This window comes from Nocardia brasiliensis ATCC 700358 (assembly GCF_000250675.2).
Lineage (GTDB): Bacteria > Actinomycetota > Actinomycetes > Mycobacteriales > Mycobacteriaceae > Nocardia > Nocardia brasiliensis_B.
The window spans coordinates 2,883,875-2,904,895 of sequence record NC_018681.1 but is presented as its reverse complement, the minus strand read 5'-3'; the positions used below and the strand labels follow the sequence as shown (position 1 = coordinate 2,904,895).

The window sequence follows — 21,021 nt, the reverse complement described above, 5'->3', positions numbered from 1 at the left end:
GCCCAGGCCCCTAAGCGTTTCGTTCCGCGAGCCGGTGGTATGCGGAGTCGAACCAGGGTTCCTTGACGTCCAGATAAGCAGTCATCGCCGCCGCGCCGTCGAGCCCGGCCGCCTTCGCCTCGCCGGTGCGCTTGACCTCGAGGTATTCGGCGCGCGCTGCGGCATCGGCGCGCAACCAGTCGCGGAAGGCGAGTGCGAACCGCTGCCCCGGCGAACCGTCCACGCGCACATGCACGTTGGCGAGGCGGCCGGGGTCGGCGCTCTGGTGGTATCGCTTGGTCCACAAGGTGAGATCGGTGCCGTCCGGATCCGCGGGCGTCGGTTTCGGACTGTCCTGGACGACCTCCGGCCGCACCGGAAAGCCCGCCGCCCCCAACGCATCTCGCAGCCCATCCGCCGCCGCCAGGTCGGCGACGGTGATCTGGAGATCGATCACGTCCTTCGCGGGCAGCTCCGGCACCGAGGTCGAGCCGATGTGATCGATCCGCGAGGCGGCCTGGCCGCAGGCCACCCACAGCCGCGCGATCAGGCGCTGCGCCTGCGCCGCCCACTCCGGGTTCGCCGGTACGAGCCGCAACTCCTTGCGCCGGGCGGAGGTCCCGGTACGCAGGTTGTGTTCGAACGGCACCAGCCGCTCGTCCCACAGCGCGCGGACCGTCTCCTCGATATCCGCCGGCGCGCCACTGTTGTCCAGCAGCACATCGGCTACCGCACGCCGCTGCTCGTCGGTGGCCTGTGCCGCAATTCGAGCCCGCGCGTCTGCTTCGGCGACACCGCGGAATTCTACCAATCGGCGCAGCCGAGTTTCCGCGGGCACGTCGACGACCAGCACGAGATTCATCAACGGGGCGAGACCGTTTTCAACCAGCAGCGGAATATCCTGCACCACAATGGCGTCCGGCGCCGCGGCGGCAATCAATTCCGCAGTGCGTTTACCCACCAGCGGATGCGTAATGGAATTCAGCCGCGCCCGGGACGCGTCGTCGGCGAAAGCCTTGGCGGCGAGGGCGGGGCGGTCCAGGCTGCCGTCGGCCGAGAGGATGCCGGAGCCGAACGCGTCCACAAGGGCCGCGAGGCCTTCGGTGCCAGGCGCGACGACCTCCCTGGCGATCAGATCGGAATCGACGATCACCGCCCCACGGTCGGCAAGAATCCGCGCCACCGTCGACTTGCCCGCTCCCATGCCTCCGGTGAGGCCGATCCGCAACATTCGACCAGTCTTACATCCGGCGTTCACACGCGCCGCGCCCCACCCGTGCCCGCGGCCGCCGACGGGACACAATCAGCCCGATTACCCACTGGGGGCTGACTTTCCACCTGCCCTCGCCGCATTTGTTCGATCCGTGACGAGGCCGAGACCGATTCGCAACAATTCCGGTCGAACCGGGTCACGCGGCGACAACTTTCCGACACGCCGAGCCAATTACTTGCGCAAAATACTCTGCGCGGCACTTTCGTTCGGCTAATCTTCGCCGTGGCGATCCAGGCGCCAGCACCAGCAAGCAAAGGAACACCATTGGGCACCAGAAACAACCAGACGGGTCGCCACCGCCTGGGTATGGCGGGCGGCGTGCACTGCACCCAGATTCCCGCCGTCGCGGAGGCGCTGGCCGAGCACCGCCGCACTTGGTTCACCGCGTTGATCAGCCCGGCCCGGCACAGTTTCGCGGCCATGCGCAAACGCTCCACCGTCCCCTCGGTCCGGTGGGTGCCCGCGACCGCGAGCTGACCTCACACTTCGAGCAGTGGCCCAGCCCCCGCCAGGGCTGGGCCACTCTCATGCCCGAATTAACCCGCTCGGCCTGCGCCGGGTACCGGGTTGTTGCGTCGGCATGGCATTCGGCGGCACCGGATAAGGAACTCCGGCGGTCGCCGTTCCCAGGGCGACATTCGGGCCGCATTGGGCGATCGCGGCATCCATTTTCGGTTTCGGATCGGGCAGTACGGGTTTCGCCGAATTCGGCGCGGAGCCGAAATCGAACGTGGAGGTCATATCGCCGGTCACGCCGCGCCGCCACGCTGTCAGGTTGGGCACGTCGACGCCGAATCTGGCTTCCAGCAGGCGCAATTGCGAGGTGTGATCGAAGGTCTCGGACGCGACGAGTCCGCCACGCGTGTAAGGCGAGATCACCAGTGCCGGAACACGATAGCCGAGACCTATCGGGCCGGCCGTGCCGTCCGCCGCCTCGACGCGGTCGAGCGGCACCGTGAGGAACTCGCCCGGAGTGCCCGGCGGCGCGGTCGGCGGGGTGACGTGATCGAAGAAGCCGCCGTTCTCGTCGTAGCTGATGATCAGCGCGGTCTTCTCCCACACCTTCGGGTTGGCGGTGAGGATGTCGAGCAGCTGCACAATGCCGAAGGCGCCGAAAGCCGCAGGCAGCGCCGGATGTTCACAGTTGAGCAGCGAGGGGATCACCCAGGACACCGCGGGCAGCGTGTCGTTGGCGACGTCGGCCTGAAAATCGTTGGGGTACACCGGCGCCATCCCGCGGCGCGCCAAATCCGAAGCAGGGTCGGCAGATTGGGTAAAGCAGCCGAGCATGCCGTCCAGGAGCACCGAGGACAGCGGGCCGACATCGCGGTTGTTGTAGATCTTCCAGCTCACCCCGGCCTCGGTGAGGTTCTCCGGGTAGGTGCGCCAGCTGTACACGTGCTGCGGGATGAGCGTCGGCGTCCGTACCAGCGGACCGCCCGCGTAGCCGTCCGGATCGATAGTCGCGCTGATCCAGTACAGCCGATTCGGATCGGTGGGTCCGAGCACCGAGCAGTGGTAGTTGTCACACAGCGTGAAGGCGTCGGCGAGCGCGGTATGGATCGGAATGTCTTCCGGCAGGTAGTAACCCATCGCGGCGGGTGCGTTCGCCGGGCCGACGCTGTCCACCGACATCGGCATCCACCCGTCGTTGCGGCCGCCGTTCCAGGCGCGATGCATGCCGCCCCAGGAATGATCCGGATCGTTGATGCATTCGCCGTCCAGCGTGGCGCCGCGGGTGGTGTCGAGCCGGAACGGATGCACGAAACCGTCGGGCGTGGGGCCGATTCCGGGCGTCCACCCGTACTGCCGCCAGGATTGCGACGGGTCGTCGAAGCCGCGGACGCCCGACAATGTGCCGAAATAGTGGTCGAAGGAACGGTTCTCCTGCATCAGCAGCACGAAATGCTCGATATCGCCGAGCCCGCCCGTGCCCGCCGGGTCGGCGGCGTAGGCCCGCTGGATGATCGGGTCGGCCCAGGAGGCCAACGCGCCCACCGCACCGGCCGCGGCCGCCTTCGCTAGGAATTGTCTGCGGTTGAGTCCGCTGAACGGCCCCGCTGCGCACATCGTGTCGGCCGACCTTTCCGCCAGGGCTGTCGAGCAGAATTTCGCGATCCGCGCCGACCCTACCCGAGGTGCGGTGACGCCGCAGAGAAAGATCAACAGGTGCTGCCGATCCGGTGATCTGGACCACGTTCACCACCGATCGATGCTGAACAATTGCCGTCGATTGCCCGAATTGCCGGACTGTCGATGAACTCAACGCAACGTACCCGAGAATCCCAGCGGTACAGCCGGTTTCATACGCTTTGCCGTATTCCTCCCGTTCATCCGGTGACGGGCACGGGTTCCCGTGCGGCCGCGGTCAACTCGGCGACCCCGCGCAGAAACCTGCGCCACACCAGGATCGCGGTGGTACCGAAGCCCACGCACAAGCCCAGCCAGATCCCTGGCCCGCGCAAATCGAGCGTGAACGCGAACAGCGCCATCGCGGGCACACCGAGCACGAAGTAGCCGATCAATGTGCTCTGCATGCCCGCCTTGGTGTTTCCGATGCCGCGCAGCAGGCCGATGCACAGATTCTGCGAACCCTTGCAGTACTGCTGGACGATCGCGAACCACAGCAGCGTCGACGCCGCTGCGACCACCGCGGTGTCGTCGCGGTCCGCGCCGAGGAACGGCGCGAGCACCGCACCCGGGACCACCACGTACACCAGTCCCACCACCGTCATGAAGCCGAAGCCGAGCGCGAAAGTGCGCCGGGCGATGCCGGCGACCGCGTGCTGATCCCCTTGCCCGACGGTGCGACTCACCAGGATCGAGGAGCCCTGCGAGAGGCCGATGTTCACCTGGTAAACGATGTAAGCCAGCTGGTTGACGATATTGCTCGCGGCCAGCGCCACCGGCCCGAAACCACCCATCAGCACCGTCGCGATGGACGTGATCGCCGCTTCCGCGCCGTAGGTGAGCGAGATGGGCGTGCCCATCCGGACGATCCGCAGCACCGTGGCGCGGTCGGCGATCCACACGCGCAGCGAAAGCAGTTCGCCTAGTACGGGATCGCGCCGGACGGTGCGCAGGTAGGTGCCGAAGGTCCAGGCCTGCACCAGCGTCGTGGACAGACCGATACCGGCCAGGCCCAGCTGCGGACTACCGAACCAGCCGAAGATGAACAGCGCGTTCAACAGCGCGTTCACGCCGATCGACAGCAGCGTCACCCGCAGCAGCGAGCCCGCGCGGCGCAGCCCGACGGCGAACTGCCGCAGCACATTCAGCCACAGCATCGGAATCAGTCCCGGCGCGAGCGCCCAGATGATCGGCCGCGCCAGCGCGAGCACCGCCGGGTCCTGCCCGAACCAGCGCAGCGCGTAGCCGAGCGCGACGAGGATCAGCGCGCCCACGATCGACACCACGGTGGCCACCGCGGCGGCGGCGCGCACGTACCCGCGGATCTCGGCGCGTGCCTGTTCATCGAGTCGGCCACTGCCGGTGCGCTTTTCGCCCCGCCCGGCGGCCGCGGCGATCATGTTCCCGACACCGGTGACCATGCCGACGCACATCGTGCGCAGCTGGTTGTACAGCAGCAGCGCGAGCCCGCCCGCCGCGACGGCCGCGATGCCGAGCAGTCCCATCATCGCCAGATCGACCGTGGTCAGTGCCACCTGGGCGAGCTGGATGCCCGCGATCGGCGCAGCCAGCGCGACGATGGCGCGATACTCCCGAATTGCCATAGCTTTACGCCCTCGCCCGTTCCAGGTCGTCGGCCGCCAACCGTACCGATTCGTCATAGGCCGTGAGCAGACGCGTGATCCGCTGTTGCGCCGCGCGGTCGTACAGCCCGCGCGCGTGCAGCCAGTCCTCGTCGTAGACGGTGTCGAGGTACTTCTCGCCCGCGTCGCACACCAGCACCACCACGGTGCTCGCCGCGGGGACGTGCACCAGGCGGCGCAGTGCGATGTGGATCGCCGCGCCACCGGTGCCGCCCACCAGGATGCCGGTACGCCGCGCCACCACGCGCGCGGTGGCGAACGCATCGACATCGTTCACCCGGCAGTCCTCGTCGATCGCGTCGTATTTCACGTTGCCGCCGACCGGGAACCCGGCGGGGCTGCCCGCGCCGGTCTGCCAATAGCTGCCGCCCGCGCCACCGAAGATGATCGAACCGACGGGCTCGACCCCGATCGCGTGCACCCGGGAGCCGAGCCTGCGCAGCTCTTCGACTGTGCCGCAGAGTGATCCGCCGGTGCCGACCGCACCGACGAGATAGTCGACATCGGTGTTGAGATCGGTGAGCAGTTCGCCGGCCAGGTCCCGATAACCCGCGTTGTTATGCGGATTGTTGTGCTGATCGGGGCGATACGCACCGGTGCGCGCGGCGATCTCGTCGGCGATCCGCCTGCGCTCGACCGTGCTCGGGCCACCGCTGTCACCGCTGTCCACCGAGACCAGCTGCGCGCCCATCGCTTTCATCGCACGCAGCTTGTCCTTCGCGGCGTGGTCGTCGACCACCGCGGTGAACGTGTAGCCGCGTTCCAGCGCGATCAGGGCGAGCCCGGTACCGGTGTTGCCGGACGTGGGTTCGACGATGTGCCCGCCCGGCCGCAGTTCGCCACTGCGTTCGGCCTGCAACACCATTTCGCGCGCCATGCGCACCTTCGCCGAGCCGGTCGGGTTGAACTGCTCCAGCTTCAACAGGATCCGGGTGCCGGTGCCGGTGCGCACCAGTTCGAGCAGCGGGGTCGCGCCGATGAGCTCGGACGCGCTGCGGACGACGTTCTCCCGGAGCCGGGGCATCGGCCGCACGCCGGCCGGATGCACGGTGGCGCGGCCGACCGGACGCACCGTCGTCGCGTCCGCTTCTACTTGTCCAAACGCCACAACCACCGGTCCTCCTGTTCGGTGACGACAACCTTGGGCGGCAACGGGAGCTGATGGAACTCGCTCTCGTTCTTGTCCATCTGATAGCCCGCCGTGTTCGGATACAACAGCAGGTCACCGGGTTCGGGTCGCTGCGCCACACGGACCTTGCGCCAGGTGAGCACGTCGTACTCCATGCAGCTGGCGCCGCCGACACAGGTGGCGACCGGTACGGCGGCGGCGATCTGCTTGCGCGGCACCAGGATCGGGTCGGGCAGGAACTCGCTGCCCTTCCACTGCTCGGAGACGCTCATGCTGAGCCCATGCACGGTCGTGATGCCGTAATCGGCGTTCTGTTTGTAACCGAGCACCGGGAACACCGTGAATCCCGCATCGATCAGCAAGGCGCGGCCCGGCTCGATGAAGAGCTGAATATCGTTGTCCCGCAAGTTCTCCGCCAGGGATCGGGCACCGAACCGGGTGGCCAGCACGGCGTCGAGCATGGCGGCGCCGGTCGGGTCCTGGGCGTAGGGATAGAACTTGTCGAATTGTCTTCCGGCGTGGAACCAGTCGTCGCGGCGCTGTTCGACGAAGGTACGCCAATCGTCGTCGCGCACATACCGGCAGGCGAATCCGCCCCCGATCGAGATCGTGTCGACGGGCACTCCCCGCGCCCGCGTCCGCACGCACAGCTGGATCAGCTCGTCGGCGAGCTCGGCGCGTGGCGCGACCGCGTAGCCGTCCAAATGGAACGAGAACCCGATCAGTTCCACCCGCGGCCGCAGCCGCACGCACAACTCGATCGCGCGATCGAGATCGGTTGCGGACAAACCGAACCGGCTGTGCGGGGCGTTGGGCGGCAGCCGCCGCAACAAGATCCGTACCGGCCCGGCCTGCCGGGCGATCTCGGCGATCCGATCCAGTTCGTCGAGCGCGTCGATGGCGATCACGCAGTCGTGGCGGGCGGCCAGGCGCAGCAGCGCATCGGTTTTCGCGGCACCCGTCACCCCGATGTCGCGCCCGCGGACACCGTGCGCCAGCGCGTGCACCAGTTCCGGTTCGCTCGCCACGTCGACCGCCCCGCCCAGATCGGCGATCTCGGACAGCCAGCAGCCGGCCTTGTTGGCCTTCTTGCCGTAATAGACCTGGCCGCGCACACCGCGTGCGGTGAAGATCCGCTGGAACGACCTGAGGTTGTCGGCGAACTGCTCCGGGTAGACGACGTGGAACGGGCCACCCAGCGCGTGCCGGATATCGAAGAGCAGGTGCCGGTCCGCGCGCACCCGCTGCTGCCACTTCTGTTCCAGCGCAGGCAGACCGGGGAGTTCGACCGGTGCGGTGTTCACGACCACAGTTCCACCCGCTGTCCGCGTCCCGCCGCCACCGCCCGGGTCGCCAGCGCGTGCGCGACCGGGATATCGGTGATGATCATGCCGCTGGCGAAGGCGAACACCCGATCGTCCGCGCCGATCCGCCCGCGTGCCCGTCCGGCCACGATGTCCGGAAGTTCGGCGTCGATCACCGGTCCGTCGGGCCCGGCCAGCCGGGTGCCGGTGACGCCCAGCTGCCCCGCACTGGTCGCGATCGCGTAGTCCGCCGCGCGCAGCGCGCCGCTCTCGACGCCTTTGCTGGCCACCGAGATCAGCAAACCGCCCGGCGGCAACCACTCGGTGCGTACCTTCGGATGCGCTGCCCGCCCGGAGGCGACGACGACGATATCCGAATCGGCGACCGCGGTGGGTACGTCGCCGACCAGCTCGATCTTCCGGTCCGGATACCAACGCCGCATGGTGGCAAGGGTTTCCGCGATACCGTCCGGATGGGTACCGAACAGGCGCAACTCCTGAAGGTCCGGTAGCGCGGTGAGCAGGTACGGCAAGGTGTTGCGCCCCTGTACCCCGGTGCCGATCATCAGGGCCTTCGTCGCGCCCTCGCGGGCACAGTGTTTCGCGGTGATGGCCGTCGTCGCCGGGGTCCGGGCGGCACCGACCCGCTGGCAGTCCATGAAGGCGAACGGCAGCCCTGTGGTGTCGTCGTACAGGCTGATCGTGGTGTAGTACTTGTCCGCGCTTTCACTGCCCTGTCGGTAGGACGTCTTGAAACCGATCTGTTCCAGCGAACTGTCGTAGCCCAGCATCGAATACGACACCGCGTCCCGCTCCACCTTAGGAATCGGCATCATCAGCTTGACCGGGCACCGGGATTCGCCGCGCGCGTACGCCAGATAACCCTCCTCGACCAGATCGATGACCTCGGCGGGCGTCAGATCGATATCGGCCAGATCGGTGCGGGTGAGGATATGCAGTGCGTTGCTCATAGAACTCCGATGTCGTCGGTCGAATCAACGGTCGGTCCGGGCGACGACGTTGCCGCCCCGGACACGGGAGAAAGGTTGTCCCCCAAGCGCACCAGCCGATCCGCGCACACGCTCAACAGGGGGATGTCGTGACTGATGAAGAGCACGCCGACACCCGTGGCCGCCAAGGCGGTCACGGTGCGGGCGACCGAGGCGGTGGTAGCCGGGTCGAGCATCGAGGTCATCTCGTCGCACAGCAGGTAGTCGGGCTCGGACGCGAGCACCCGCGCGACGGCGGCCCGTTGCAACTGACCGTCGGAAACCTGCGCCGGATACCGGTCGAGCAGATCCGGTGTCATGCCGACGGATTCGAGCACGCTCTCCCAGGCCACCGGCCCGCGCGCGAGTTCGGCGATGGATTGGCGCAAGGTCAGGCGCGGATCGCAGGACCGCCGCGGCGACTGGAACAGCATCGCGATGCGTCCGGTGTGCCGCCGGGGCAACGGACTCCCGTCACAGACGACCCGGCCGCCGCTGGGTTTGCGGAGGCCCGACAGTACCTGCGCGAGTGTCGTTTTGCCGCTCCCGGAGGGCCCGGTCAACCCCACGACCTCACCACGAGCCAGCTCGAGCGAGATCCGGTCGAGCACCGGGCGACCGCCCAGTCGCACCGAAACAGCTTCTGCCGCAAGAAATCTTCTGGTCATGTCGCTCCATAGCGGAAGTCCGCGGGCAGGTTCACCAGTTCCGGTGTGCGATGCGGCAGTGGGTGCAAACCGTTCTCGGGCAGCGCGGCCAGCAGATCCTTCGGGTACGGGTGCGCAGGCGCGGTGAGGATCCGCTCGGCACTGCCGGTTTCGACGATCCGGGACGCGTACATCACCGAAATGTCCGTGCAGATCTTCGCGGTGCGCAGGGCCGTCAGGTCGTGCGTGACGAGCAGTACGCTGCCGCCCGCCGCGGCGAATTCGCCGAGCAGGCCCAGGATCGCGGCCGCCCGCGCGGCATCGAGCGCCGAGGTCGGTTCGTCGGCGATGATGAGCGCGGGATCACCGGCCAGTGCGAACGCCAGCGCCGCCCGCTGCGCCATACCGCCCGAGAGCTCGTGCGGGTACCGGCGCAGCACGTCCGCGGTCAAACCGACCCGGTGCAGCAGGTCGCCCGGCTCGTGCGCGGTGCCCAGGTACCGGATCGTTTCGGCCAGTTGCGGTCCCAGCCGCCGGACCGGCGTGAAGTACGTCATCGCCGACTGCGGGACCCACGCCACGGTGCGTCCCCGTGCCTGCCGGATATCCGCTGCGGAGTAGGTCCTGCCGTCGGCCTCGAGCGCGACGGTGCCGGTCATGCGGGCTCGTTTCGGCAGCAATCCGGTGACGGTCGCGGACAGCATGGATTTCCCGGAGCCCGATTCGCCGATCAATCCGTGTACCGTGCCGCGCGCGACGACCAGGTCCGCCTCGGTGACCGCGTGCACGATGCGGCCGGGACCCAGCGGGATTCGCACAGACACACGCTGCAACGTCAACGTCGCCCCCGTCATGCCGACACCTCGTGGCGCAGTTGACCGCTGCGCTGCCAATGCCTGCCGACCACCGATACCGCCAGCGCGACGAGCACCAGCACCCCGGCCGGAAAGACCAGTAACCACCAGTCCCCCAGCAGAATCGACGCCTGCGCGTCCGAGAGCAGCGTGCCGAGCGAGGCCCGGTGCGGCGGCAGGCCGACGCCCAGGAACGACAGCGTCGACTCGTGCCAGATCGCGTGTGGGATCAGCAGCACGACGCCGACCAGCGCCTGACCGAGGGCGGGCGGGATGAAGTGCCGCCGGACGATGCGCCATCCGGGCAGGCCGCGCAATCGGGCCGCCTGCACGAATTCGGCGTGCCGCAGCGCCAGCACCTCACCCCGCACCACCCTGGCCACCGAGGTCCAATGGGTGAGCACGAGCGCGACGACGATGGCGAGCACCGAGCCGCGATACATGGCCACGACCAGCAGAGTGAGCAGCAGGCTCGGCAGCGAGTTCATCGTGTCCACCGCGCGCATCGCGATCCGATCCCACCAGCCGCCGAACGCCCCCGCGCTCACCCCGACCAGCAGGCCGAGGAGCGCCGATCCGAGCGCGGCGGCCGTCGCGATCAGCAGCGAGACGCGCATGCCCTCGGCGACGCGGACGAACACGTCACGCCCGGCGCTGTCGGTGCCGAACGGGAAGTCCAGACCGGGCGGCCGCCTGCTGATCGAGAAATCGACCAGCGCGTTGTCGACCGGCCGCAGCAGCGGCACCAGCCCGGCGTACAGCACCGCGAGCACCAGCACGCCCACCGCGAGCACGAGAACCGTTGCACGCCACTGTTTCCGGGACGACCGCCGGGCGGTCAGCAGCTCATCCATCGGCGTCGATCCGCGGATCGATGGCCACGCCGATCGCATCGGCGGCCAGATTGCCGAGCAGCACCACCGCCGTGACGAGCAGCGTCAGCGCGGCGAGCAACGGGAAATCCAGTGCGCGGGCGGCGGTCACGGTCGCCGCGCCCACACCCGGCCAGCTGAACACCGTCTCGATCACCGTGGCGCCGACCACCAGCTCCGGCAGCCTGGCGCCGCACAGCGCGAAGAACGGCGCGACCGACACCGGGAGCACATGCCGGAAAGCGATGACCCGCCACGGCAATCCCCGTGCTCTAGCCCCGGTGACGGCGTCGCTGTCGAGGCTGTTCGCCACGGTCTCCCGCAGGCCGAGCACCAGCCAGGGCAGTTGCGTCACCCCGAGCAGCACTGCGGGCAGCACGAGATGCCGGGCCGTCGATCCGACACCGACGCCGCCACCGGGGTCGGTCAGACCCGAGGCCGGAAACCAGCGCAGGGTGGTCGCGAAGACCAGCACCGCGCCGAGCGTCAGCACGAACGGCGGAACGGACTGCAACACAACGGCACTCGCGCTGATGATCCGATCGGCAAAGCCGTCGCGGCGCAGCCCGGCCCACGCGCCGAGTGCGGCGGCGAGCACCAGCGCCACCGCGCCGCCGAGCACGCCGAGCAGCACACTCCAGGGCAGCCGCTCGGCGAGCACCTCGGCGACGGGCTGCCGGTAGGACCGGGAGGTGCCCAGCTCGCCCCTCATCAGGTCACCGAGCCAGGACCACCACGCGTCGAACCAGCTGCGGTCCAACCCGAGTCGCTCGCGCAGCGCCGCGCGCTGCGCCTCGTCGAAGCCGTCCCCGTGCGCGCCGAGGTAGGCGTCCAGCGGGTCGAACGGACTGGCCGCCGCGAGCGCGAACACGGCGAGCGAGACCGCTCCGGCCAGCGGTACCGCGACGATGAGCCGGCGCACGATCAACCTGCCCGCTCTACCACCCATCACCGGGTCCAGCGCGCGAGCCCGTACCACGGACCCCACGCGACGCCGTGCGAATGCGGTTCCAGCGCAGTCGGTGTGACCCGCCAGCCATTGTCGCGCAGCACGTAGACGTGGTTCGTACTGACCAGCGCGAGCATCGCGGGATCGCTGTGGTATTCGGCCTGGAGCTGCCGGTACAGCTCGGCCCGCCGCTGCCCGTTCGTCTCGCCGCGGGCAGCATCGAGCAGTTGATCGATCTTCGGGTTCACGTAGTCCGAGGCGTTGTCCCACTTGGAGCCGACACCCGGTGCGGCGTAGCGGGAATGCAGTTTGGTGTAGAGCTGACTGTCCACCGTGTAGGGCTGGCCGCCGCCACCGAGCATGAAGGGGGTCTGCGCCAGGTACTCCGGCGTCATCTTCTTCTTGTCGACCGCGACCGGGGTGATCTCGATGCCGACCTTCTTCGCGTCCGAGACCACGGCCATCGTCAGATCGCGGCGCAGCACTTCCGTCGGATAGTAGGCGATCTCGAAACTTGCGCGCCGCCCGTCCCGTTCCCGGATGCCGTCCGCACCGAGCCGCCAACCCGCTGCGTCCAGCAACCGCGCCGCCTCGCCCCGGTCGAAGCCGAAATCCTGTGCGGGGTCGTAGTTCTCGCCGTATACCGGGCCCATCAGGGTGGACATCGGCGCACCGTGCCCGCCGAGGATGTGCTCCACCATGGCCTTACGGTCCACGGCGAAGTTCAAGGCCTTGCGGACCGCGGGGTCACCCGCGACCGGATTGCCGGTCGGCAGGGTGATGGCGCGCCAATCGTCGGCCACCGCCGAAACGACCCGATAGCCGTCCTTGGCCGCCGCGGGGGCCAGCTCCGGCGGCAGCACCGTGCCGTCGGCCCCGTCACGCAGTTGACTCGCTCTGGCGTTGTCGTCGTCACTGCGGCGCACCACGAACTTTCGCACCTGGGCGCGCTCGCCCCAGTAATCGTCACGGGCGGTGAGAATGATTTGATCAGGGCGGGATTCGGTGAGGACGTACGGTCCGGTCCCGATCGGATGCCGGTTCAGCTCGGCCCGATCCGCGGGTCCCGGGGTGGCGAAAGCTTCGGACGGCGCGATCGCCAGGAACAGTCGATGGTCGAAATCGGCGTAGGCGCCGGACAATTCGAACTCGACGGTATCCGGCCCCGTCTGCACTGCCCGTTTCAGGAAGTCGTAGTCCGCGGCGATCGGTGCGGCGAACGCCGGGTCGATCAACGAGTTGTAGGTCGCGACAACGTCTTCGGGCCCGAACGTGGTGCCGTCCGAGAAACGCACCCCGGTTCTGGTGTGCACCCGCCAGCGGGACAGGTCGCCGCCGACCGGCTCCGGCGCGCCCACGGCCAGCACCGGCACGGCCGCCGGGATCCGATCCGTCACGCCCTCCTCGATCCGGTACAGGCTTTCGAAGATCTTCGACTCGCCGTTCTTCCCCGCGCCGAGCAGCGGGCTGAAGTCGCCGAGTTCCTCGGTGTCGATCACCACGAATTGATCCGGATCGCTTGATTTTTCCCCCGGCGCCGAGCATGCGGTCAGCCCTACTACGAATGCCGTTGCGGCAGCACACATCCCGATCCGAAACAAAGCCATGTCAGCATCGTAGACTACTGGTAATGATTTTCATTAGCATTTTCAGTGAAACCGGACACACCCGTCGAGCCGGACGCGACATGTCCGCCGATGTCCGAATACCGCTCGATCGGCTACTGGCGAGCTAATCTCCAGGCTGTGCCGATCAGGGATGCGGTCTCGGGCTTGGTATCGAAGTGGAAGCTGCTGCTGTGGCTCGCCGCCACGGCGGTATCCCTGCTGCTGGCCGCGGGCACCGTGTACTCGTGGACGCACGCGGCGAGCAAGCACGCACCGGTCGCGGAGATCGGCACCACGGTGTCGTCCTACGCCGAGGCCGAGGCGGCGGTGCGGCCGAACCTGCCGCAGGACCGGCACGTCCCCCGGCTCTCCACCGGCGTGCTGGTGAACTCGCTGCAGTTCGTCAACGCGCACAACGTCAAAGCGGTCGGACACATCTGGCAGCACATACCCGCCGACTTCCCGGCGGAGATCGAGATCGGCGTGCAGTTGCTCGAGGCCGAGGACCCGCACAGCCCCAAGAAGGTGTTCGAGTACCCGCTCGGCGACTGGCGCGTGGTGGTCTGGTCGTTCTCCACCGTCATCCGCCAGCAGTTCCACTATCAGGACTACCCGCTCGACCACCAGGACATCTGGCTGCGCATGCGCCCGGTCGACATGATCCATCAGGTGCAGCTGGTGCCCTCGTTCGAATCGTTTCCGCCGTGGGACCCGCACGCGCTCAACGGATTGGACCCCGGCCTGGTCTTCGGCGACTGGGAGCCGGAGTACACCGTGTGGAGCCTCAACCACCAGGCGTACAGCATGCTCACCCATCCCGGGCTGGCCAATACCGACGAGCTGTACTTCAACGTCGGCGTCACCCGCGGGCTGCTCGGACCGCTGCTCGGCCGGATTGTGCCGGTGCTGCTGCTGGCGGTGCTGATGTTCCTCTCGCTGTTCGTCATCACCACCGACCCGGACCGGCGGCCGATCTCCGGCTTCACCGCGTTCGCGATCATCACCTTCTCGGTGTCCACCGTGCTGGTGGTGGCGGTCAACGACAACGCGGCCCGCACCGAGGTGGGCTCGGCGGGCATCTCCTACATCGAATACTGGTACTTCACCCTGTACGTGATGACCCTGCTCGTGGCGCTCAACGCGACCCTGCTGCTGCACGGCACCTTCGGCAAGGCGCTGGCCTGGCGGGACAACCTGCTGCCCAAGGTCCTGTTCTGGCCGCTGTTCACCGCGATCATGTTCGCGGCCACGGTCGGGTACCTCGGCATCTGACCGGCCCACTCACCGGGCCAGCAGCAACCATCCAGGCAACAGCAGCAGCGCCACCAGCGAGGTCTTCGCGACAATCGACGCCGCCAGATCGATATCCGTCTCATAGCGCTGGGCGAAGATGAACAGATTCTGCGGCGACGGCATGGCGGCGATCAACACTGAATACGTCAGCCAGGCACCGCGAATACCGAAGAGATACTTGCAGACCAGCAGCGCGAGCAGCGGAAAGACCAAACATTTGAAGGCGATCAGCGCGTACTCGTCGCGCGCCGCGGCCCGCAGGCGCAGGCCGGAACCGCCCAGGTGCAGGCCGATCGCGAACAGCGCGATGGGCGCGGCCGCGTTGCCCGCGAAGGCCAGCGTGTCCAGCAGCCATTGCGGCACCGGCACTTCGGCCACGTTCGCGCCGATACCGAGGTAGCAGGCCACCACGATCGGCGTCAGCAGCGCGGCGCGAATCCCGCGCACCGCGGCGGCGATCGGCCGCTGCCCGCCCGGATCATTCTGTCCGGCACCGAATTCCATGACGGCGATGACCACGACGGTGAGCACGCAGACCTGCAGCAGGATGATCGGGAAGATCGGCGCGGCGTCACCGAACAGCAGCACGAACACCGGAATCGCGAAATAGGTGGTGTTCACCTGCACCCCGGCCATGATGCGCAGCGCGATTCCCCTGCTGTCCGCGCCGGTCACGCGCCGCGACCAGAACCCGACGATTAGCGTGCCGGCCAACGCGGTGACCAGGTACGCGGCGATGGCGCGCGGATCGAACAGCCGCCCGAGGTCGCTCGAATACAGGGCCCCGGCCAGATAACAGGGAATCGCGAACAGAAACGCGAAGTCGGAGAACGCCTTCGAGACCTCGGCGCCGATGATCTTGCGCCGCGCGAAGACGACGCCGCCGCCGAACACCAGCGCCACCGGCGCGAGCTTGCCGATAGTCGTCGCGATCTCGCTCATCCCGGCTAGAGCCCGAGCGACCGGACCAGGTCCAGCATTTCGGCGTGATAGAGCTTCGCGGGATCTTGCGATTGCGGCACCAGGTGACCGTAGACCTCGAGTGCGATCAGCCCGTGCATCCGGCCCCACATCCGCAGCGCCAGGCTCAGCGCCGCGGGCGGCAGGTCGGGAAAATCGTTGCGCACGTGGGTGACCAGGCCCGCATCGAAATCGGACCAGTCCTCGTCGCCGGCCGTCTGCCGTGCCGCGGCGCGCGGCCAGGCCGCCGCGGCCAAGCCGACGAGCCCGGTGCACGCCCGCAGTTCGGCTGCCGTCGCGGGCCCGCCGGGCGGTGGCTGGTACCCGGCCACCGGATCGCCATAGATGAGCCGGAACTCCGCGGCGTGCGCGACCGCCCAGTCGCGCACGGTCTCCCCCCACGCGACAATTCGTCCCGCGGGGTCGGCGGCGGGAACCGCGTCGCGCGCGGCCTCGACCCGATCGACCAGCGCGGTGTAGACATCGGAGATCAGCGTGGAGATCAGGTCGTCCCGGGTGGCGTAGTAGCCGTAGATGGCGCCCGCGGTCATACCCATCTCGCGGGCGATGGCGCGCAGCGAGACCGCGTCCGGACCACCCTCGGCGAGCAACCGCAAGGCGATCGCCTTGATCTCGTCGGACGCTTGCGCACGTAACCGCTCTCTGCGACTCCTGACTGCCTCGACCACGGTTTGACACTCTACAGCGTTTGGCTACTATCGTCCGTGCTGTTACTGAACGGCGTGTAGTAAATGAACAGCGTTGAGGGAGAGTTCGTGGAAATCGGAATTTTCGGGGCGACCGGTGTCATCGGCAGCCGGGTCGTCGCCGAGGCCACCCGGCGGGGACACCGCGTGACCGCGTTCACCCGGGACGCGGCCCGGATCCCGGCCGAACAGGCCGGAGTCAGCTGGCGGGTGGCCGACTGGCTCGACGCCGACAGCATCGCCACCGCCATCACCGGCGCCGACGTGGTGATCAGCGCCGTGAACGCCGGGCGCGACATCGCCGACACCATCGCCCACGCAAGCGATTTCGTCACCGGCGCGCAGGCCATGGTGCGCGCGCTCGAACGGCAGCCGCGGGTCCGGGTGATCGCCGTCGGCGGCGCGGGCAGCCTGGAGGTCGCGCCCGGTCGCCAATTGGTCGACACCGGAACGGATTTCACCCGCACCCTGACCGAGGTGCTGGCGGTACCGGCGGAATACATCGAGGTCGTACGCGCATTGCGGGACAGCCTGAACGTCTATCGGCTGTCCGATCGCCACTGGACCTACCTCAGTCCGTCCGCGGGCCGGATCGAACCCGGCGAGCGCACGGGGCGCTTCCGCGTCGGCGGCGACCAGCTGCTGTCCCCGGCTCCCGGCGCGGGCGACATCTCGGCCGAGGACATCGCCGTCGCGCTGCTCGACGAAGCCGAACAACCACGGTTCGTCCAGCGGCGCTTCACCGTCGGCTACTGAGCGCCGAAACTTGTCGTACCCCTAGGGGAGAATAGTTCTCAGGTCGGACGTCGATCGAGTTGCCGCGAAAGGTAATTGGCACTCGAACGAGGAGGCGCAATGCCTGATGTCCCAGCTTCGACACCCGACCCGCGCGACCCGATGCATGTCGATCTCGAGCGGCTGGTGGAGCTGGCGGCAGAGATCGAGCGGCATCGGTACCTGCTCCGCGCCGCCGCCGAGGACTATCGGTGGCGGGTGGCGCAGCGGGTGGAGTGGATGGAACCGGACGATCGGGCGATGCGGCTGGCACATGCCGAGCGGCTGATCGAGGCGATGATGATCGACCCGGTCCAGCACACCACCCTGGATCTCGACGCCTACCGCGCGGTGCGCGACGGTGCGCCGCTCGAGTTCGACCTCGAACGGCGGACCTACGTGCTGCGCCGGCCCGGCCGGGAACCCTTGGCGGTCCGCCCGGGGTTGCCGGAACACCGGCTCGGCGTGATCGCCCGGCTGGCCGGGCTGGGGCTGCGGTTGGAGCAGATCCAGGTCGTCGTGCTCACCACGGCACAGCCGGTCGGGTGGACCAGCCGGCCGACCGGCCCGCCGGAGGTGACCCGAGGAGGCACGACGAAACCGTCGCGGCGCGTCCAGCCCCGGCTGATGCACCACGCGGACAACTGAATTCGAGCCCGCCGCCGGCGTGCCGGCGATCCGCGACTGCACCTGCCGCACCGGATCATGCCACGTCGGCGGCGGGCTCATTTCACCTATCGGCGGCGGGCGGATCACGGTCCCACACGGCCGCCGATCGCGGTTCCACACCATGGCCGATCGCGACCGGACGGATCGTCCGGCGGCAGCACGCCGTCAAATGGCACGAGCCCGGGCGCGCACTGCTCCAGCGAATCGGACCACTGCCACAAGCTGAGAGTCTCTTGCTTCTACTCCCTCAGTATTCGTATGCTGGCCGAAAGAACCTGATAGTGACTGTCAGGTAGCGAACCCTGGGAGGGGCGATGGCGCAACCGACCATCCTCGAACGGCCGCAACCCCCGCGGGCCACGCCGCGCTGGGGTGCCGCCGGTCGCTGGGGCATGGCGATGGCCAGGCATCGCCGGATCGTGCTCGCCGTCTGGGTGCTGCTGGTCATCGCCTGCGGCGCGACCTACCCCGCCCTGCACGCCCGGCTCGGCACCCCCGACTACTCCGTGCCGGGTTCGGACTCTGTCGCGGCGAGCAAGCTGGTCGCCGAGCACTTCGCCCAGTTCGGCACCGAGCAGGACCTCATCGTCTTCCATTCCGACACCGCGACGGTGGAGGCGCCGGAGTTCCGTGCGGCGATCGAGCGCACCCTGGCCACGGTCCGGCAGACCGACGGCGTCGCCGGCGCCGTCGGCCCGTTCGACGGCAATGCCGCCCAGATCGCCGCCGACCGGCACACCGCCTTCGCCGTCGTCGGCCTCGACGGCGACATCTCCGAGCGGGTCGACGTCGTCCGGGAACTGCGCGCCGCGCTCGCCGCCGGATCCGACGCGAGCGCACAGGCCGTGCTCACCGGCTACGCGCCGATCCAGGCCGATCTGATGGAGATCGAAACGGCGGATCTGCAACGCGGCGAGGCGCTCGGCGTGCCCATCGCCGCGGTGCTGCTGGTACTGGCACTGGGCGCGGTGGCCGCCGCGGCGCTACCGATCAGCGTCACCGCCGCCGGTATCGCCGTGGCGGTCGGCGCGCTGTTCGGTCTGACCACGTTCCTCGCCTTCGACTCGCTGGTGCTCTCGGTCGCCACCATGATCGCCACCGGCACCGCGATCGACTACGGCATGTTCATCGTCAGCCGGTTCAACGAGGAATTGACCCGGCGCGGAGTCCGAAACAGGCAGGAGCACAACGCCATCGCGCAGGCCGTCGGCGCGGCGATGGACACCACCGGACGGACCGTGCTCGCCTCCGGGCTCATCGTGATGATTTCGCTGTGCTCCCTCGTCGTGGTCGGGCTGCCCATGCTGAACGGAGTCGCGATCGGCGTGGTGACCGCGGTGATCGCCACGATGGCGGCTGCGTTCACGCTGCTGCCCGCCCTGCTCGCCTCGCTCGGGCCCGCGATCAATCGCGGTGCGCTCCCCGAACGCCTGCGGCCCGCCGAGGTGCGCGCGGCCACGGCGTCGAGCGGTTGGGCGCGCTGGGCCCGCATCGTGATGGCGCGGCCGGTGCTGTTCGGCACGGCCGGGGTCGCGCTGCTGCTGATCGCGGCCGCTCCGCTGACCGGCCTGCGCTACGGCGTCGACGTGGGCCTCGGATCACTCACCGATCGGGCGTCGGGCCAAGGGCTCACGTTGGTGAAGCAGAACTTCACGCCCGGTCTGGTATCGCCGATCGAGGTGGTCGCGACCGGCGCCGCCGACACGCCGCTGACCGCCGACGCTCGCGACGAAGCGGACCGGCTCATCGGCGAATTCTCTCGCGACCCGCGGATCGCGGCGGTACTGCCGCAGTACGCGCAGGGCAGGATGTTCGCGGCCGTGGTGCCCAAAGCCTCCTTCGAGTCGACCGAATCCGCCGATCTGGTGACCGATATCCGTTCCCGCGCAGCGACTCTGACGCACGCCGAGGTGAAGATCGGCGGCACGTCCGCGTTGTTCGTCGATGTGTCGCACCGGATCACCGACCGCTTCCCGTGGGTGATCACGCTGGTGCTCGCGATCTCGCTCGGCTTCCTCGTCGTCGCGTTCCGCAGTATCGTGCTCGCGCTCAAGGCGATCGCGATGAACCTGCTCGCCACCGGCGCGGCCCTCGGCATCACCGTCGCGGTGTTCCAGCACGGTGTCGGCGCGGGCGTGCTCGGGTTCCAGAGCACCGGGTTCTTGCAGATCTATCTGCCGATGCTGGTGTTCGCGGTGCTGTTCGGTCTCTCGATGGACTACGAGGTGTTCCTCATCCGGCGGATGAAGGAACACTGGGATGTGCACGGGGACAACGCCGCCGCCGTCGCCGACGGTCTGCAACGCACGGCTCGGCCGATCACCGCCGCGGCCGCCATCATGGTCGCCGTGTTCGCCAGCTTCGTGACCGCGGACGTACTGGAACTCAAGCAGATCGGCTTCGCACTCGCGGTCGCCATCGCGATCGACGCGGTGCTGGTGCGACTGGTACTGGTGCCGGCCTTCATGCGGCTGTTCGGCCGCTGGAATTGGTGGCTGCCGCAACGCAAGTCGCGCGTGCAGCGGGTGACTACCTGAACATGGTCTCGACCTGGTCGATGATCGATCCGAACGCCTCGGCGTAAATGTCTTTCAGTCGTCCGGCGAAACCCGTTCCGGCCCAATGGTCCAGCGCCGCGACGCAGCCCCAGACCGCGGTGGCCGCGGCCATCCGCACCCGAAGATCGTTGGGGCCGAAGCCGGTTCGCTCCGCGACCAGCGTTCGGAACTCGTCTTCCAGCTCGCGCATCTGTTTGGTCTGCCCCGCCCGGATCTCGGGCACCGCCGCGATGAACTGCAGCCGCTGCCGGATTCGGTGCTCGGCCTCCGCCGTTAACAGCGACTCGAGCAACACCGGGACCAGCAGCCGCCCGACCGCGATCAGCTCGGCCGGGGCGACGGTCTGCGGCCCACCCGCGGTCCGGACCGCCTCGAGTACCTTCGGATCGGCCTCGTCGTACAGGACGAGCATCTCCTTGGTGCCGAAATAGCGGTAGACCGAACTCGGGGACACCTCGGCCGCGGCGGCGACCCGTTCGATCGTCACATTCCGGTACCCGTGCGCGTCGAACAGATCCAGGGCGACCCGCTGGATTCGGCCCATCGCCTCGATCTTCCTGCGTTCCCAGGAGGTCGAGGAAAGCTCGGCAATGGCATCGGACATCACACCAACGATACCGGCCGCCGCTCCCTGCCACGGCATTCCGCCGCGGTCCGGCCACCTGCGAAAAGGGCGAAGGCCCC

General features: G+C 68.4%; 19 protein-coding genes. 5 read left to right on the top strand and 14 right to left on the bottom strand.

The window, feature by feature from the left end; all coding sequences use genetic code 11:
- Nucleotides 1-10: 10 nt before the first annotated feature.
- Nucleotides 11-1,210 (bottom strand): dephospho-CoA kinase, encoded by a 1,200-nt coding sequence (gene coaE / locus O3I_RS13105; protein WP_014983404.1) that lies wholly within the window; start codon nucleotides 1,208-1,210, stop codon nucleotides 11-13.
- A gap of 306 nt (nucleotides 1,211-1,516) precedes the next feature.
- Between coaE and O3I_RS44805 the strand changes: the two genes are divergently transcribed.
- Nucleotides 1,517-1,729, top strand: coding sequence for a hypothetical protein (locus O3I_RS44805; protein WP_141692293.1), 213 nt, complete (start codon nucleotides 1,517-1,519; stop codon nucleotides 1,727-1,729).
- Nucleotides 1,730-1,777: 48 nt separating this feature from the next.
- Here the strand turns inward: O3I_RS44805 and O3I_RS13100 are convergent, their stop codons facing one another.
- The 10 genes from O3I_RS13100 to O3I_RS13055 form a co-directional block, all read right to left on the bottom strand.
- Entirely contained in the window at nucleotides 1,778-3,322 is a 1,545-nt protein-coding gene (locus tag O3I_RS13100; protein WP_014983402.1) for a phospholipase C, read from the bottom strand.
- 260 nt (nucleotides 3,323-3,582) lie between these two features.
- Nucleotides 3,583-4,986 (bottom strand): MATE family efflux transporter, encoded by a 1,404-nt coding sequence (locus O3I_RS13095; RefSeq protein ID WP_014983401.1) that lies wholly within the window; start codon nucleotides 4,984-4,986, stop codon nucleotides 3,583-3,585.
- 4 nt (nucleotides 4,987-4,990) lie between these two features.
- Entirely contained in the window at nucleotides 4,991-6,049 is a 1,059-nt protein-coding gene (locus tag O3I_RS13090; RefSeq protein WP_041563738.1) for a PLP-dependent cysteine synthase family protein, read from the bottom strand.
- 65 nt (nucleotides 6,050-6,114) lie between these two features.
- On the bottom strand, nucleotides 6,115-7,464 hold the full coding sequence (locus O3I_RS13085) for an alanine racemase (RefSeq protein WP_014983399.1): 1,350 nt from the start codon (nucleotides 7,462-7,464) through the stop codon (nucleotides 6,115-6,117).
- On the bottom strand, nucleotides 7,455-8,429 hold the full coding sequence (locus O3I_RS13080) for an ornithine cyclodeaminase (protein ID WP_014983398.1): 975 nt from the start codon (nucleotides 8,427-8,429) through the stop codon (nucleotides 7,455-7,457). The genes O3I_RS13085 and O3I_RS13080 overlap by 10 nt, the downstream gene beginning before the upstream one ends.
- On the bottom strand, nucleotides 8,426-9,115 hold the full coding sequence (locus O3I_RS13075; protein WP_051066590.1) for an ABC transporter ATP-binding protein: 690 nt from the start codon (nucleotides 9,113-9,115) through the stop codon (nucleotides 8,426-8,428). Before O3I_RS13075 ends, O3I_RS13080 begins: the two co-directional genes overlap by 4 nt.
- The gene (locus O3I_RS13070; protein WP_014983396.1) at nucleotides 9,112-9,948 is read right to left on the bottom strand and encodes an ATP-binding cassette domain-containing protein; all 837 of its coding nucleotides are present in this window, start codon (nucleotides 9,946-9,948) and stop codon (nucleotides 9,112-9,114) included. Before O3I_RS13070 ends, O3I_RS13075 begins: the two co-directional genes overlap by 4 nt.
- A complete protein-coding gene (locus O3I_RS13065) occupies nucleotides 9,945-10,802 on the bottom strand; it encodes an ABC transporter permease (RefSeq protein ID WP_014983395.1) in 858 nt (285 codons plus the stop codon). The genes O3I_RS13070 and O3I_RS13065 overlap by 4 nt, the downstream gene beginning before the upstream one ends.
- A complete protein-coding gene (locus O3I_RS13060) occupies nucleotides 10,795-11,769 on the bottom strand; it encodes an ABC transporter permease (RefSeq protein WP_141692347.1) in 975 nt (324 codons plus the stop codon). Before O3I_RS13060 ends, O3I_RS13065 begins: the two co-directional genes overlap by 8 nt.
- A complete protein-coding gene (locus O3I_RS13055; protein WP_041562590.1) occupies nucleotides 11,769-13,376 on the bottom strand; it encodes an ABC transporter substrate-binding protein in 1,608 nt (535 codons plus the stop codon). Before O3I_RS13055 ends, O3I_RS13060 begins: the two co-directional genes overlap by 1 nt.
- Nucleotides 13,377-13,514: 138 nt before the next feature.
- On the opposite strand from O3I_RS13055, the gene O3I_RS13050 reads away from it, so the two are divergent.
- Nucleotides 13,515-14,648, top strand: coding sequence for a hypothetical protein (locus tag O3I_RS13050; RefSeq protein ID WP_141692292.1), 1,134 nt, complete (start codon nucleotides 13,515-13,517; stop codon nucleotides 14,646-14,648).
- Nucleotides 14,649-14,657: 9 nt separating this feature from the next.
- Here O3I_RS13050 and O3I_RS13045 read toward each other — a convergent pair whose 3' ends face one another.
- Both O3I_RS13045 and O3I_RS13040 read right to left on the bottom strand, forming a co-directional pair.
- The gene (locus O3I_RS13045; protein ID WP_014983391.1) at nucleotides 14,658-15,611 is read right to left on the bottom strand and encodes an AEC family transporter; all 954 of its coding nucleotides are present in this window, start codon (nucleotides 15,609-15,611) and stop codon (nucleotides 14,658-14,660) included.
- Nucleotides 15,612-15,616: 5 nt separating this feature from the next.
- Nucleotides 15,617-16,318 (bottom strand): TetR/AcrR family transcriptional regulator, encoded by a 702-nt coding sequence (locus O3I_RS13040; protein ID WP_014983390.1) that lies wholly within the window; start codon nucleotides 16,316-16,318, stop codon nucleotides 15,617-15,619.
- An 87-nt stretch (nucleotides 16,319-16,405) separates the two neighbouring features.
- On the opposite strand from O3I_RS13040, the gene O3I_RS13035 reads away from it, so the two are divergent.
- The 3 genes from O3I_RS13035 to O3I_RS13025 all read left to right on the top strand — a co-directional run bounded on the left by O3I_RS13035 (nucleotide 16,406) and on the right by O3I_RS13025 (nucleotide 20,316).
- Entirely contained in the window at nucleotides 16,406-17,092 is a 687-nt protein-coding gene (locus O3I_RS13035) for an NAD(P)-dependent oxidoreductase (protein WP_014983389.1), read from the top strand.
- 99 nt (nucleotides 17,093-17,191) lie between these two features.
- The gene (locus tag O3I_RS13030) at nucleotides 17,192-17,758 is read left to right on the top strand and encodes a hypothetical protein (protein ID WP_014983388.1); all 567 of its coding nucleotides are present in this window, start codon (nucleotides 17,192-17,194) and stop codon (nucleotides 17,756-17,758) included.
- Nucleotides 17,759-18,093: 335 nt separating this feature from the next.
- On the top strand, nucleotides 18,094-20,316 hold the full coding sequence (locus O3I_RS13025) for an MMPL family transporter (protein ID WP_014983387.1): 2,223 nt from the start codon (nucleotides 18,094-18,096) through the stop codon (nucleotides 20,314-20,316).
- Here O3I_RS13025 and O3I_RS13020 read toward each other — a convergent pair.
- The gene (locus tag O3I_RS13020; RefSeq protein WP_167829135.1) at nucleotides 20,309-20,941 is read right to left on the bottom strand and encodes a TetR/AcrR family transcriptional regulator; all 633 of its coding nucleotides are present in this window, start codon (nucleotides 20,939-20,941) and stop codon (nucleotides 20,309-20,311) included. The two genes, O3I_RS13025 and O3I_RS13020, sit on opposite strands and share 8 nt — an antisense overlap.
- Nucleotides 20,942-21,021 lie beyond the last annotated feature (80 nt).